The 14,445-nt window shown below is 63.8% G+C and carries 14 protein-coding genes and 1 tRNA gene; 6 read left to right on the top strand and 9 right to left on the bottom strand.

Annotated elements, in window-relative coordinates; genetic code table 11:
* The first annotated feature begins 188 nt into the window (after positions 1-188).
* The 4 genes from secA (at position 189) to AC1Z32_RS25945 (ending at position 5,720) form a co-directional block, all read left to right on the top strand.
* Positions 189-3,002: a preprotein translocase subunit SecA gene (gene secA / locus AC1Z32_RS25960; RefSeq protein WP_483481589.1), complete on the top strand. Its 2,814-nt coding sequence runs from the start codon at positions 189-191 to the stop codon at positions 3,000-3,002.
* A gap of 159 nt (positions 3,003-3,161) precedes the next feature.
* A complete protein-coding gene (gene argJ, locus AC1Z32_RS25955) occupies positions 3,162-4,403 on the top strand; it encodes a bifunctional glutamate N-acetyltransferase/amino-acid acetyltransferase ArgJ (RefSeq protein ID WP_483481588.1) in 1,242 nt (413 codons plus the stop codon).
* 25 nt (positions 4,404-4,428) lie between these two features.
* Positions 4,429-5,292, top strand: coding sequence for an ATP-binding protein (locus AC1Z32_RS25950; RefSeq protein WP_483481587.1), 864 nt, complete (start codon positions 4,429-4,431; stop codon positions 5,290-5,292).
* The gene (locus AC1Z32_RS25945) at positions 5,289-5,720 is read left to right on the top strand and encodes an NUDIX domain-containing protein (RefSeq protein ID WP_483481586.1); all 432 of its coding nucleotides are present in this window, start codon (positions 5,289-5,291) and stop codon (positions 5,718-5,720) included. The genes AC1Z32_RS25950 and AC1Z32_RS25945 overlap by 4 nt, the downstream gene beginning before the upstream one ends.
* Positions 5,721-5,734: 14 nt before the next feature.
* Here AC1Z32_RS25945 and yacG read toward each other — a convergent pair whose 3' ends face one another.
* The 9 genes from yacG to AC1Z32_RS25900 form a co-directional block, all read right to left on the bottom strand.
* On the bottom strand, positions 5,735-5,926 hold the full coding sequence (gene yacG, locus AC1Z32_RS25940) for a DNA gyrase inhibitor YacG (RefSeq protein ID WP_483481585.1): 192 nt from the start codon (positions 5,924-5,926) through the stop codon (positions 5,735-5,737).
* Between the two features lie 70 nt (positions 5,927-5,996).
* Positions 5,997-6,752, bottom strand: a complete 756-nt coding sequence (gene zapD, locus AC1Z32_RS25935) for a cell division protein ZapD (protein WP_483481584.1) — start codon at positions 6,750-6,752, stop codon at positions 5,997-5,999.
* A gap of 169 nt (positions 6,753-6,921) precedes the next feature.
* Positions 6,922-7,527, bottom strand: coding sequence for a dephospho-CoA kinase (gene coaE / locus AC1Z32_RS25930; RefSeq protein WP_483481583.1), 606 nt, complete (start codon positions 7,525-7,527; stop codon positions 6,922-6,924).
* 17 nt (positions 7,528-7,544) lie between these two features.
* Positions 7,545-8,456: a prepilin peptidase gene (locus tag AC1Z32_RS25925; protein WP_483481582.1), complete on the bottom strand. Its 912-nt coding sequence runs from the start codon at positions 8,454-8,456 to the stop codon at positions 7,545-7,547.
* Between the two features lie 31 nt (positions 8,457-8,487).
* A complete protein-coding gene (locus AC1Z32_RS25920; RefSeq protein ID WP_483481581.1) occupies positions 8,488-9,693 on the bottom strand; it encodes a type II secretion system F family protein in 1,206 nt (401 codons plus the stop codon).
* Positions 9,690-10,907 carry a GspE/PulE family protein gene (locus AC1Z32_RS25915; protein ID WP_483481580.1) on the bottom strand — a complete coding sequence of 406 codons (1,218 nt, stop codon included), beginning with the start codon at positions 10,905-10,907 and terminating at the stop codon, positions 9,690-9,692. Before AC1Z32_RS25915 ends, AC1Z32_RS25920 begins: the two co-directional genes overlap by 4 nt.
* A 74-nt stretch (positions 10,908-10,981) precedes the next feature.
* On the bottom strand, positions 10,982-12,271 hold the full coding sequence (locus AC1Z32_RS25910) for an HlyC/CorC family transporter (RefSeq protein ID WP_483481579.1): 1,290 nt from the start codon (positions 12,269-12,271) through the stop codon (positions 10,982-10,984).
* A 144-nt stretch (positions 12,272-12,415) separates the two neighbouring features.
* Positions 12,416-12,492 (bottom strand) — tRNA-Pro (locus AC1Z32_RS25905).
* A 48-nt stretch (positions 12,493-12,540) separates the two neighbouring features.
* The gene (locus AC1Z32_RS25900; protein ID WP_483481578.1) at positions 12,541-13,533 is read right to left on the bottom strand and encodes a polyprenyl synthetase family protein; all 993 of its coding nucleotides are present in this window, start codon (positions 13,531-13,533) and stop codon (positions 12,541-12,543) included.
* Positions 13,534-13,818: 285 nt separating this feature from the next.
* On the opposite strand from AC1Z32_RS25900, the gene rplU reads away from it, so the two are divergent.
* Both rplU and rpmA read left to right on the top strand, forming a co-directional pair.
* Entirely contained in the window at positions 13,819-14,130 is a 312-nt protein-coding gene (gene rplU / locus AC1Z32_RS25895; protein WP_016346298.1) for a 50S ribosomal protein L21, read from the top strand.
* 24 nt (positions 14,131-14,154) lie between these two features.
* Positions 14,155-14,415 carry a 50S ribosomal protein L27 gene (gene rpmA / locus AC1Z32_RS25890; RefSeq protein WP_008342952.1) on the top strand — a complete coding sequence of 87 codons (261 nt, stop codon included), beginning with the start codon at positions 14,155-14,157 and terminating at the stop codon, positions 14,413-14,415.
* Positions 14,416-14,445 lie beyond the last annotated feature (30 nt).

Raw genomic sequence — 14,445 nt, 5'->3', positions numbered from 1 at the left:
TTTCAACCCGTTGACTGTCGCGTCGCGCCGACGCCCGCGCGGGCACGCCCACGCAAAGTCTGACAAACTCGCGTGCTAAAATTCCCGATTCGAATTTCACCTTATGGACTTAAGTCGCCGAGGTTCTCCGAGCCCGGACGCAGCTTGCTGCTGTTTCCGTCCGAAGCCGCGACGCAGACACTGATCCGATGACGACCGGTTTCCTTCAGAAGATTTTTGGCAGTCGCAATCAGCGGCTGGTCAAGCAGTATCAAAAGACCGTTGCGGCGATCAATGCCCTCGAGCCGACCGTCGAGAAATATTCGGACGACCAGCTGCGCGCGAAGACCGATGAATTCCGCCAGCGCGTCGCGGGCGGCGAATCGCTCGACGTGATCCTGCCCGAGGCGTTCGCTGTCTGTCGCGAGGCGAGCAAGCGCGTCCTGAAGATGCGCCATTTCGACGTCCAGCTCATCGGCGGCATGGTCCTGCACTACGGCAAGATCGCCGAAATGCGCACCGGCGAGGGCAAGACGCTCGTCGCGACGCTCGCGGCGTATCTGAATGCGCTGTCGGGCCGCGGCGTGCACGTCGTGACGGTGAACGATTACCTCGCCCAGCGCGACGCCGAATGGATGGCGCGCCTCTACAACTTCCTCGGGCTCTCGTGCGGCGTGAATCTGTCGCAGATGGAGCACTCGCAGAAGCAGGAAGCGTACGCGGCGGACATCACGTACGGCACCAACAACGAGTTCGGCTTCGACTATCTGCGCGACAACATGGTCTACGAGACCAACGCGCGCGTGCAGCGGCCGCTCAATTTCGCGATCGTCGACGAAGTGGACTCGATCCTCATCGACGAGGCGCGCACGCCGCTCATCATCTCCGGTCAGGCGGAAGATCACACGGATCTCTACGTCCGCATGAATGCGCTGCCGCCGCTGCTCGAACAGCAGATCGGCGAGGAGAAAGCGGACGGCACCGGCGTCGAGAAGCCCGGCGACTACACGCTCGATGAAAAAGCGCGTCAGGTATTCCTCACGGAATCGGGGCACGAAAAGGCCGAGCGTCTGCTCGCCGAGTGGGGCCTGATCGGCGAGGGCGAAAGCCTTTACGCGCCGCAGAACATCACGCTGATGCACCACATCTATGCCGCACTGCGCGCGCATACGCTCTTCCTGCGCGACCAGCATTACGTGGTGCAGAACGGCGAAGTCGTGATCGTCGACGAATTCACGGGCCGCATGATGACCGGCCGCCGCTGGTCCGATGGCCTGCATCAGGCCGTCGAAGCGAAGGAACACGTCCAGATTCAGGCCGAGAACCAGACGCTCGCGTCCATCACGCTGCAGAACTACTTCCGCATGTACGCGAAGCTGTCCGGCATGACCGGCACCGCGGACACGGAAGCGTACGAATTCCAGGAAATCTACGGCCTCGAAACGGTCGTGATTCCGACGAACCGTCCGCCGAAGCGCGTCGACAAGCAGGATCAGATCTACAAGACGTCGAAGGAACGTTACGACGCCGTGATTCGCGACATCCGCGATTGCGTCGAGCGCGGGCAGCCGACGCTCGTCGGCACCACGTCGATCGAAGCGTCGGAGTTGCTGTCGGGTCTGCTGAGTCAGGCGGGCGTGCGGCACGAAGTGCTCAACGCGAAGCAGCACGCGCGCGAAGCGGCGATCGTCGCGGAAGCGGGCCGTCCGGGCGTCGTCACCATCGCGACGAACATGGCCGGCCGCGGCACGGACATCGTGCTCGGCGGCAACGTCGAGAAGCAGGCGTCGTTCATCGAGGCGGATCTGTCGATTCCCGAGAGCGAGAAGGCCGCGCGCATCCAGAAGCTGCACGACGAATGGCAGACGCTGCACGATCACGTGAAGGCCGCGGGCGGTCTGCACATCATCGGCACGGAACGTCACGAGTCGCGCCGTATCGACAACCAGCTGCGCGGCCGTGCGGGCCGTCAGGGCGATCCGGGCTCGTCGCGCTTCTATCTTTCGCTGGATGATCCGCTCTTGCGCATTTTCGCGGGCGACCGCGTGCGCGCGATCATGGATCGCCTGAAGATGCCGGAAGGCGAGCCGATCGAAGCCGGCATGGTCACGCGCTCGATCGAAGGCGCGCAGCGCAAGGTCGAAGCGCGCAACTTCGACATCCGCAAGCAACTGCTCGAATACGACGACGTCTCCAACGATCAGCGCAAGGTGATCTACCAGCAGCGCAACGAATTGCTCGAAGCGAACGACGTGCAGGAAACCATCGCCGCGATGCGTCAGAGCGTGGTCGGCGACGTGGTGCGCACGTTCATTCCGGCGGGCAGCATCGAAGAGCAGTGGGAAGCGCCGGAGCTGGAAGAAGTGCTGCGCAACGACTGGTCGCTCGATCTCGCCGTTCAGGAGATGATCAACGAGTCGAACTCGATCGACGCCGAAGAGATCTGCGAAGCCGTGCTCGCCGCCGCCGACGAAGCGTACGAAGCGAAGGTCGCCATGGTGGGCCGCGAATCGTTCAGCGCGTTCGAGCGTTCGATCATGCTGCAGACGCTCGACAGCCGCTGGCGCGAGCATCTCGCCGCGCTCGATCATTTGCGTCAGGGCATCCATCTGCGCGGCTATGCGCAGAAGAACCCGAAGCAGGAATACAAGCGCGAGGCGTTCGAACTCTTCGCCGCGATGCTCGACGCCGTGAAGCAGGAAGTGACGCGCGTCGTGATGAACGTGCAGATCCAGTCGCCCGAGCAACTCGAAGAGGCCGCCGAGCAGTACGAAGAGATGGGCAGCCATCTCGAGAACGTGTCGTTCACGCACGCGGACTTCAACGCGCCGGCTGCGGAACCGACGCCGGCCGCGTCGGCCGCGAGCGCCACCGCGCAGATGGTCAGCCAGGCGATGGCCGGCGGCGACGACATCAGCGTCGCGACGCATCCGTCGGACGATGTGCCGAAGGTCGGCCGCAACGACCCGTGCCCGTGCGGCAGTGGCAAGAAGTACAAAAACTGTCACGGCAAGCTGGCTTGATCGGCTGCTGACCAGACCCAAGCGACGCAGCGATGCGTCGTTTGTCTTTGCAGGTTCCCTTATTCGCGGCGCCGATTTCGCTCAGCCGAACGGCGTCAGTCTTTCAAAGCGTGCCGGTTCGATGAGCCGGCGCGCGCCACCAACAGCCGAGACGCGAACATGGCCGTCAACTTCCCCTCGATCGATCCCGCAACGCTTCATCCCGTCGCCGGCGTCACGCTAGGCTGGGCCGAGGCGAATATCCGCAAGCCCAATCGCAAGGACGTGCTTGTCATTCGCGTCGACGAAGGCGCGAGCGTAGCGGGCGTGTTCACGCAGAACCGCTTCTGCGCCGCGCCCGTCATCGTGTGCCGCGAACATCTTGCGGCGGTGAGCAAAGGCGGCAAGGGCATTCGCGCGCTCGTCGTGAACACCGGCAATGCGAACGCGGGCACCGGCGAGCCGGGCATGGTGATCGCGCGTGAGACCTGCGCGGAACTCGCGCGCCTCGCGGGCCTCGACGCTCAACAGATCCTGCCGTTCTCGACCGGCGTGATTCTGGAACCGCTGCCGATCGACCGCCTGAAGACGGGCCTGCCGGCGGCGCTCGCGAATCAGAAGGCCGCACACTGGTTCGACGCGGCGCAAGCCATCATGACGACGGACACGCTGCCGAAGGCCGCGTCGCGTCAGGTGACGATCGATGGTCACGTCGTCACGTTGTCGGGCATCAGCAAGGGCGCGGGCATGATCAAGCCGAACATGGCGACCATGCTCGGCTTCCTCGCCTTCGATGCGGCCGTTGCGCAGCCCGTCCTCGACGAACTCGTGAAGCACGTCGCGGATCGTTCGTTCAACTGCATCACGATCGATGGCGATACGTCGACCAACGATTCGTTCATCCTGATCGCGTCGGGCAAGTCGTCGCTGCCCGCGATCACGTCGACGGATTCGTCCGCGTACGCCGCATTGCGCGACGCGGTGACGGAAGTGGCGCAGGAACTCGCGCAACTGATCGTGCGCGACGGCGAAGGCGCGACCAAGTTCATGACGGTCACGGTCGAAGGCGGCAAGGACGCGGCGGAATGCCGCCAGATCGCCTATGCGATCGGCCATTCGCCCCTGGTGAAGACGGCGTTCTACGCGTCGGACCCGAACCTCGGCCGCATTCTCGCGGCGATCGGCTATGCGGGCGTGACGGATCTCGATGTCGGCAAGATCGATCTTTATCTCGATGACGTCCTCGTCGCGAAAGCAGGCGGGCGCAATCCCGCGTACAAGGAAGAAGACGGCCAGCGCGTGATGAAGAAGAGCGAGATCCTGATTCGCGTGCTGCTCGGACGCGGCAACGCGCAAGCGACCGTCTGGACCTGCGACCTCTCGCACGACTACGTGAGCATCAACGCAGATTACCGTTCCTGAAGAAGCGGCGCGCATCGATACGAACATGGACAAACTCGAACAATTTCTCACGCGCGCCGAGGCGGTCCTCGCGCGCATCGAAGGCATGTTGCCGCCCGCGGCGCCCGATATCGACTGGGCATCCGCAGTGGCGTTTCGCTGGCGCAAGCGTCAGGGGCGTGGCTTTTTGCAGCCCGTGCCGGCCATCTCGCAGATTTCGCTCGATGACCTTCAGAACATCGATCGTCAGAAGGGCCTGATTCAGCAGAACACGCAGCAATTCGTGAAAAAGCTGCCCGCGAACAACGTACTGCTGACAGGCGCACGCGGTACGGGCAAGTCTTCGCTGATCAAGGCGTGCCTGAACGCGTATGCGAAGGATGGCCTTCGCCTCATCGAAGTCGACAAGGACGATCTGCACGATCTCGGCGATATCGTCGATCTGATCTCGGCGCGGCCTGAGCGTTTCATCGTCTTCTGCGACGATCTTTCGTTCGAGGAAGGCGAGTCGGGCTACAAGGCGCTGAAGGTCGCGCTCGATGGTTCGGTGGCCGCGCAATCGGACAACGTGGTGATCTACGCGACGTCGAACCGCCGTCACCTGTTGCCCGAATACATGAGCGACAACGAGACGTACAAGCACACGTCCGACGGCGAGATTCATCCCGGCGAAGTGGTCGAGGAGAAGATTTCGCTGTCCGAGCGCTTCGGTCTGTGGGTCAGTTTCTATCCGTTCAAGCAGGACGACTATCTGTCGATCGTCGGACATTGGCTGAAGCATTTCGGCTGCGACGCGACCGAGATCGAAAACGCGCGCGGCGATGCGCTCGTCTGGGCGCTCGAACGCGGCTCGCGCTCGGGGCGCGTGGCGTGGCAATTCGCGCGCGACTGGTCGGGACGCAAGCAATGAGCGGTTCTCAGACCGATATCGCGCCCGATGGCCGCAAGGTGACGGAAGTGGCCGTCGGCGTGATGGTGCAGCAGGACGGACGCTATCTCCTCGCGCAGCGGCCCGAGGGCAAACCGTATGAAGGTTACTGGGAGTTTCCCGGCGGCAAGCTCGAAGCGGGCGAGAGCATCGAGGCGGCGCTCGGGCGCGAGTTGCACGAAGAACTGGGCATCGACGTCACCGCGTGTCAGCTCTGGCGCACGCTCGAGCACGATTATCCGCACGCGTACGTGCGTCTTTTTTTCTGCAAGGTGACGGACTGGAAGGGCACGCCGCGCGGGCGCGAAGGTCAGGCGATCGCCTGGCAGACGCTGCCCGTCGAGGTGGCGCCGCTACTTCCCGCGGCCATTCCGATTCTCGAATGGCTCGAAGAGGAAGAACGCGAGTAAAGGTCGGCTAACGCTCAGTTCAGGCCGCCGTGCGTATCGTCGTCCGGTGGCGTTTCCTGCGAATTGCCCGAGATTTTGTACTTTTCGGCTGCCCACGCGCCGAGATCGATCTGCTTGCAGCGCTCGGAGCAGAAGGGACGAAAGCGGTTTTCCGGAACCCAGCGGACTTCCTTGCCGCAGGTCGGACATTTGACGACAGTGGTCATGACGGTAAAACGTGACGGATCACGCCGGCCTGGATCAACATCGAATCCATATGGGGCCGGCTGACTCGATTCAAAGGCTGCAAAGCGTCAGATGAAAGGGCACGTCGACATCGACGGCGCGCGGCTTGAGATCGCCGTCCTGCACCGTGAATCGCACCCACAGCATGTACTTGTTCGCGCTCGCTTCAGGAATCACGCGCGTGTCGGGTGAAACGCGGACCTGCATCAACTGATAGGTGCGCCCGGACAGCATCTGTTGATAACTGCCCTGCATGGCCATTACTTTCGATGCCTGGCCCGATTCGCGCGCAAGCCGCAGCACGATGGTCGCGGCGTCGCGCAGCGCGAGCATCGGCGTGACCCACTTCGCGATGTCCTGACGCCGTTCCTCCACCGGCAACTGCTGCCAGGCGTAGTACGACGGCAGATCGAACTTGCACGTTCCGCCTGGAATGATCGTGCGGCTGCGGATGCTCGCGAGCCATTCGTTGTCGGCGAGATGCTGGCCGGTCTTGCCGTGCATCTCGGTTAGCCCCGCGAGCGTCTGCTCGATTTCGCCGAGCACGGCTTCGAGCGCTTCCTGCTCGATGCCCGGATTGCCGCGAAACGGCGCGAGCGTCTGCCGCTGCCGTTCCAGTTCCTTCATGAGGTCGGCCTTGAGGTCCGTGCGGCCGGCGACTTCGGCGATCTCGAAGAGCGTCGTGAGCGCGACATGATGTTCTCGCGCGTCTTCCTGAGTCAGAAAGAACGTGAAGCGCTCGAACAGGTCTTCGAGGCGCAGCAGCGTCCGGATTCGCTCGTTGAAGGGATACTCGTAAAGGATCAAGCGCGCTCCCCTCGGCGTGGGTCGGTTGCTTCCGTGAGCGGAAGTGAGCACATTCTAATGCCGCATCCTCACCCTAGCAAATCGCGGCATATTCGCGCGCCAAACTGCGTGTTTACACGCGAAATCGGGAACTTTTCGGGGATTTCGCTAACTCAGGCGACCACGCTTTTTACGCGGATGCAAGCGAGAGATAGCGCGCATGCAGTGCATCGACTTGCTGCGCGAGTGTGTCGAGCGTGGCCGTTTCGTCGTTGACGACGATGTCGTCGGCCGCAGCGAGACGCGCCTCGCGCGACGCCTGTTTCGCGATGATCGCGAGCACCTGTTCGCGCGTGAAGCCATTGCGACGCATGACGCGCGCGATCTGCGTCTCGACGGGACAATCCACCACGAGCACGCGCGACACGCGGCTCGCCCATTCGCCCGACTCGACGAGCAGCGGCACGACGACGATGTGATACGCGCCTGGCGCAGCATGCCGCTGCCGTTCCGTTTCCGCGCGAATCAGCGGATGCACGATGCCTTCGAGGCGCGTCTTCGCGGTGTCATCGGAGAAGACGAGCGCGCGCATCTTCGCGCGATCGAGCGAGCCGTCCGCCGCGATGAAATCGTCGCCGAATTCGCTCGCGATGAGCGGCATAGCGACGCCACCCGGCGCCGTGATTCGATGCGCGATCAGATCCGTGTCGATCAGCTGCACGCCGCGCGCGGCGAACAAGTCCGCGACCGTGCTCTTGCCGCTGCCGATGCCGCCGGTGAGGCCAATGCTGAACATGCGTTGCGCTCCTTCGATCATCCGAACAATGCATAGAGCGGCGTGCCGGCGAACAGCGTGATCGCTCCGCCCGCCGCGAGAAACGGCCCGAACGGCAAGGGCTCTTCGAAACGCATGCGCTTGCGCCACGTCGCGACGATTCCGAACGCCGCGCCTGCTACGGCCGCGATCAGCACAACCTGCGCGAGAGGTCCCCAGCCGAGCCACGCGCCGATTGCCGCGAGCAGCTTGAAATCGCCGTATCCCATGCCTTCGACGCCACGCACGAGCTTGAAGAGCCAGTACACGCACCACAGGAAAAGATAGCCCGCGATCGCGCCGGTCACGGCATCGTGAAGCGTCGCGAATCCGCCTTCGCCGAAATTCACGATGAGGCCGGCCCACAGCAGCGGAAGCGTCAGCACATCGGGAAGATAGCGCGTGTCGTAGTCGATGAGGCCGGCCGCAAGCAAGGTCGCGCACAGGCCGAACGCAGCCACGGCGCTCCACGCGGGACCGTAGGCGTAGAGCGAAAGCGCCGCGAGCGCGCCGGTCGTGAGTTCGATCAGCGGATAGCGCGGGCTCACGCGCGCGCCGCACGCCGAGCAGCGGCCGCGCAGCGCGAGATAGCTGATGACAGGAATGTTTTCCCACGCGCGCAGCACATGCTTGCAATGCGGGCACGCGCTGCGCGGCACGGCGAGATTGAAGCGCTCGGGATAGGAATCGGCCGCCGCCTTCGGGTTATCGGGCATGGCTGCTTCGACTTCCGCGCGCCACGCACGTTCGAGCATGATCGGCAGACGATGCACGACGACGCTGAGAAAACTGCCGATCACGAGGCCGAACACGACGGCGAACCCGTACTGCGCGGCGACGGGAAGCGCGGCGAATGCCTCTGCATAGCGGCTCGCGAAGTGCGCGGCGGTCGGATCGAACGAAGGCTGCATGATGAACGAACGGTTGCTTTGGCCCGCGATGCTACACCACGTTGCCGAGCTGAATGATAGGAAGATACATCGCGATGACAAGTCCGCCCACGAGCGCGCCCAGCACCGCGATGACGATCGGCTCGCACAGGCTGGCGAAAGCGCCGATGCGCTCGTCGACCTGCCGGTCGGCAAGCGTCGCGAGATCGAGCAGCATCGCATCCAGCGAGCCCGATTCCTCCGCGACCGCGATCGGCTGCACCACGTCTTGCGGAAAGCATCCGGTGGCGCGCATCGCGGCGGCGAGGCGCTCGCCGTTGCGCAGGCGCGCGGCGATATCGACGGTCGCGCGATCGAACAGGCGATTTCCGGTGGCATGCGTGAGCGAATCGAAGGCATCGGAGAGCGGCGTGCCGGCGGCGAGCAGCGTGCCGAGCGCGCGGCTCCATCGGGCGACGGCGAGCGAGCGCAGCAGCTTGCCGGCGAGCGGCAAGCGTAGCGCGGCGCGATCGGCCGCTTCGCGCGCGTCTGGTGAGCGCTTCATCCAGTTCGACACGACGATGACCGCGCACGCACACACCATGGCGAACGGAACGCCCACGCGCGCGACGCCATCCGAAAGCGCGAGCACGAAGCGCGTCGGAGCGGGCAACGCGGCGCCGAAGCCGTCGAAGATCGTCTTGAAGGTCGGCACGACGCCAATCAGCAAGCCCGCCGTGATCGCGAGCGACAACAGCAGCACCATGACCGGATAGGTGAGGGCGGCGCCTAGTCTGGCACGTTGCGCTGCGGCGCGCTCGCGATCGTCGGCGAGACGGGCGAGCACGGCGGGCAGGGCGCCCGCCACTTCGCCGACCGACACCAACTGACAGTACAGCGCACCGAATGCCGCGGGATGCTGCGCAAGCGCCGTCGAAAACGGCACGCCGCGCGTGATATCGCGGGCGAGCGTGCGTACGATGCGCGGCAATCCGCCGCCGGTCGCGCTGCCTCCCAGCAATTCGAGCGCGCCGGCGAGCGGCAAGCCAGCGCGCAACAGGCCGGCGAGCTGTCGCGTGAAGACCGTGATTTCAGCCGCCTTCGCTTTGGGCGGCGGCGCGGCGCCGAGCATTTCGAGCCCGACGACGATGACACCTTCGCGCCGCAGCGAAGCGCGTGCGGACAGCGCATCGGCGGCGACGATCTTGCCGTGCCGCTCTTTGCCTTCGGCATCCATGCCACGCCACGCGAAGCGCATTTCAAGGGCGGTGCTCGTCATTCGACCTCCGTCGCTTCGGCGGCCTCGGCGACGCTCGTCACGCCCTCGCGCACGCGTGCGAACGCCGCGTCGCGTAATGCCGGCATGCCCTGCATCTGCGCCGCGCGCGCGACCGCGTGCGTGGCCGAGCGGGAGACGATGAGTTCGCGTATCTCATCCGACACCGGCATCAACTGATGCACGCCGACGCGCCCGCGATACCCGATTCCATGACACGCCGGACAGCCGCGAGGCTCGAACGGATGAAATCCGTCGGCGAGCGGCAGGGACGAACGCGCGAGGCAGCGCTCGCATAGCTTCCGCACGAGCCGCTGCGCGGTGACGAGCCTGAGCGCCGACGCGAGGTTATAAGGCGCCACGCCGATATTGATGAGCCGCGCGATCGCGGCGGGCGCATCGTTCGTGTGGAGCGTCGAAAGCACGAGATGGCCGGTCTGAGCCGCCTTCACGGCGACATCGGCGGTTTCGGCGTCGCGAATCTCACCGACCATGATGACGTCCGGGTCCTGCCGCATGAACGCGCGCAGCGCCACGGCGAACGTCAGCCCGGCCTTTTCGCGCACGCTCACCTGGTTGATGCCGGCGAGCTGGATCTCGACCGGATCTTCAACCGAGCACACGTTGCGTGCCTCGGCGTTGAGCATCTGCAGGAAGCAATAGAGCGACAGCGTTTTGCCGCTGCCGGTAGGACCGGTCACGAGCACGAGGCCGTGCGGCGCGCGTATCGCCGATTCGACCGTGCGGCCCTGCGCATCATCGAGGCCGAGCGCGGCGAGCGACAGATCGGGCGGCAGCGCGTCGAGCCGCCGCAGCACGAGTTTTTCGCCGAAGAGCGTGGGCAGCGAATTCACACGATAGTCGCCGGTCCGCCCGCCCGGCAGATTCAGACGCAACCGGCCATCCTGCGGCACGCGCCGCTCGGCGATATCCATGCGCGCGAGCACCTTGATGCGCGTGACGAACGGGTCACGCAAATGCGGCGGCGGGCGCTTCAGCACGTGCAGCGCGCCATCGACGCGCAGCCGGATGCGCCAGTCATGCTCGGACGGCTCGACGTGAATGTCGGACGCGCCGCGCTCGGCGGCTTCGCGCAAGGTTTCGGTGAGCAGCGAGACGGCGGGCGTCTCGTGATCGGCGGAGGAATCGCGCGCGGCCTCGGCGCTGCGGGCCGGGCGCGTGAGGGTCTCGAAAGTGTCGCGGGAAGGGGAAATCATGGGCGTCGGGCCTTCGGAGTCGAGATGATCCGATCATCCCGCCCGCGGCCGTGGGCGCCCAGTCGTCCGAATGGCTAACGCAGCGCGTGTTTGGCGGGGCCCGCCGGACGGAAGATTTTGACGGTGCGGATCGCCTGATCGTCGCTGCGCATGACTTCGACAGTGACGTCCGCGATGCGCACGGACACATCGCCGTCGGGAATGTCTTCGAGCGTTTCGAGAATCAGGCCGTTGAGCGTCTTCGGGCCGTCCGTCGGCAGCGTCAGATGCAGCCAGCGGTTCAGTTCGCGCAGCGGCATGCTGCCCGCCACGATGCACTCGCCGTTCTCGTCCCAGCCGCTGCGCGTGCCGGTGCCGCGCGGGATCGTCGTCGTGAACTCGCCGATCAGTTCCTCGATGATGTCCTCGGGCGTGACAAGGCCTTGCAGCTCGCCGTACTCGTCGACGACGATCGCAATACGGTGACCGCTCTCCTGGAAGTACTGCAGTTGCTGGAACACAGGCGTGCCGGTTGGCACGAAGTACGGCTCGGCGAGCAGTTCGCGCAGCGTCTCTCGCTCGAGCTCCTGGTTATGCAGCGCCGACAGCGTCTTGCGCACGTGCAGGATGCCCATTACGCGATCGATATCGCCCTGATAGACGACGAGCTTGTTGTGATAGCACGTCTCGAGCTGATGCAGGATCTGCTCGAAAGGCGCTTCGAAGTCGAGCGCTTCGATGCGCCGCCGCGGAATCATCACGTCATCGACGGTGATGTTCTCCAGATCGAACAGATTGAGCAGGATGCTGCGGTGCTTGGTCGGCATGAAGCTGCCGGTTTCGAGCACGATGGTGCGTAGTTCTTCCGGCGAAATGCGCTGATCGCGCTTGTTTTTCGTGTTGATGTGCAGCGCGGCCAGAATCGCGTTGGCGAACAGATTGACGAACCAGATCAGCGGCCGCGCGATGCGCATGAGCGGTGCGAGCACGAGGCTCGCGGGCAGCGCCACTTTCTCCGGATACGTCGCGCCGACGATCTTCGGCGCGATCTCCGCGAACACGATGATCAGAAACGCGATGACGCCCGTCGTGATGGACAGGACGAGGTTGTTATGCCCGAACGTGTGCAGCGCGATCGACGTGGTGAGCACCGGGATGATCGTGTTGATCAGGTTGTTGCCGATCAGGATCACGGAAAGCAACTGGTCGGTCTTCGCGAGCAGGCCTTGCGTCGTGCGCGCGCGGAGCGATCCCTGGCTCGCCAGATATTTCAGCCGATGGCGATTGAGCGCCATCATCGACGTTTCGGAGATCGAGAAAAAGCCGGAAAGGATGAGAAGCAGAAAAATGGCGCAAATTTGCGCCCATAAGGGAAGGTTGTCCACGCGATGATCGAGTAGGGGCGAAGATGGGAGGCAATATAGCAGACGGGCCGGCAAGCTCGCCCTTGGCCTTTCGGCCAGCGTACGCGCTTTCGTTCGCCGGAAATAAAAAACCCGCATGGCGGACCATGCGGGTTTTTCTAATTCTGGTCGGGGTGAGAGGATTCGAACCTCCGGCCTCTACGTCCCGAACGTAGCGCTCTACCAGGCTAAGCTACACCCCGAATTGATACTGCTGTACTACTTGGACTCTTCCGCCGCTTCAGTCTCGTTCAAGACTGCCGTGACGTCGAGTAAGAACATAATTCTAGCAGGCTCTCTTTGTATATGGAAGAGGGAAATGAAGAAATTGCATTCGCCGCCGCCTGAGCCTCTTTGCGCGCGCATTCGATCGTGTGATCGAGCGCGCCGGACGTGGTGATAGCGTGGAAGATCGTCTCGAAGCGATCCGTGCCGCCCTGTTCGATGGCTTCACGCGCGAGCGCCGCCTGTTCCGGCGTGCCGTGCTCCATCAGATAGATGAGCGGCAGCGTGGGCTTGCCTTCGCGTAGGTCGTCGCCGGCGTTCTTGCCCATCGATTCGGGTGTGCCCGTGTAGTCGAGCCAGTCGTCCATGATCTGGAACGCCGTGCCGATGCGCCGGCCGAATTCCGCCGCCGCCGCTTCGGTGCGCGCATCGGCGCCCGAGAGCACCGCGCCCAGCTGCGCGGCCGCTTCGAACAGCTTCGCCGTCTTATAGCGGATCACCTGCATGTAGCGCGCTTCGTCGACGTCCGGGTCGTGCATGTTGAGAAGCTGCAGCACTTCGCCTTCGGAGATGATGTTGGTCGCGACGGAGAGAATCTCCATCACGCGCATCTTGCCGACGCTCACCATCATTTCGAACGAGCGCGAATACAGGAAGTCGCCGACCAGCACGCTCGCCGCGTTGCCGAAGAGCGCATTGGCGGTCTTGCGGCCGCGGCGCAGGTCGGACTCGTCGACGACGTCGTCGTGCAGCAGCGTCGCCGTGTGGATGAACTCCACGACGGCGGCAAGCTCGTGGCGATATCCGGTCGTGTCGCCCAGTGCGCCCGAAACGAGCAGCAGCAGCGCCGGACGCAGCCGCTTGCCGCCCGCGCCGATGATGTATTCCGAAATCTGGTTGATCAGCATCACTTCTGATGCCAGGCGCTGCCGAATGACGCGATTGACCTGCTGCATGTCCTCGGCGATCGGGGCAAGCAGCGCGGCGGCGTTTGGAGAGGAAGTGGCGGTGGACGACATGATCGGCAAAAAGGGTAATCCGGCGGATTATAAGGCGAATCCGACAGACGACGGGGTTCGGCTGTGTCGATTCGCGTGACGTCGGCGGAATTCAGACACGATTCGCGTCCTTTTCGCCGAGGTTCGGATGCGCGGCACAGGTTGGGCCGCCCCGGCGAGGTAGGCGGCACCGCACTTTGACGTCGAGCGTAACTCTATGTATAATCGCGTGTTTTCCCCGCGTGGTGCGTGGGAAATATTGAAGTTTCCCGCGCGAGCGGGAAAGAATTCTGAGTGAGGTTCTCAATGTACGCGGTCATAAAAACCGGCGGCAAGCAGTATAAGGTTGCCGTTGGCGAAAAATTGAAAGTAGAACAGATACCGGCAGACATTGACGCTGAAATCACGCTCGACCAGGTTCTCGCAGTGGGCGAAGGCGAATCGATTAAGTTCGGTACGCCGCTGGTCAGTGGGGCTTCCGTCAAGGCTACCGTCGTGTCCCAGGGTCGTCACGCCAAAGTGACCATCTTCAAGATGCGTCGCCGGAAGCACTACCAAAAGCACGCTGGCCATCGCCAGAACTACACCGAACTGCGCATCGACGCGATCAACGCGTAAGCGCACCGGTAAGGAGCTAAGCAAATGGCACACAAAAAAGCAGGCGGGTCTTCCCGCAACGGCCGCGACTCCGAGTCGAAACGCCTCGGCGTGAAGGTGTACGGCGGCCAGGCAATCAACGCAGGCGGCATCATCGTTCGCCAGCGCGGCACGCGCATGCACCCGGGTGAGAATGTCGGCATCGGCAAGGATCACACGCTGTTCGCGCTGGCCGACGGCCACGTCAAGTTCGTGACCAAGGGCGCTGCGAAGAAGCACACGGTCGTCGTTGTCCCGGCAGCGTAAATTTTACGCACGGGCTTCAGGACCGAAAAA

The sequence above is a fragment of the Caballeronia sp. 11_S32 genome (genome assembly GCF_056930355.1).
This window is presented reverse-complemented; position numbering and strand designations above follow the sequence as displayed.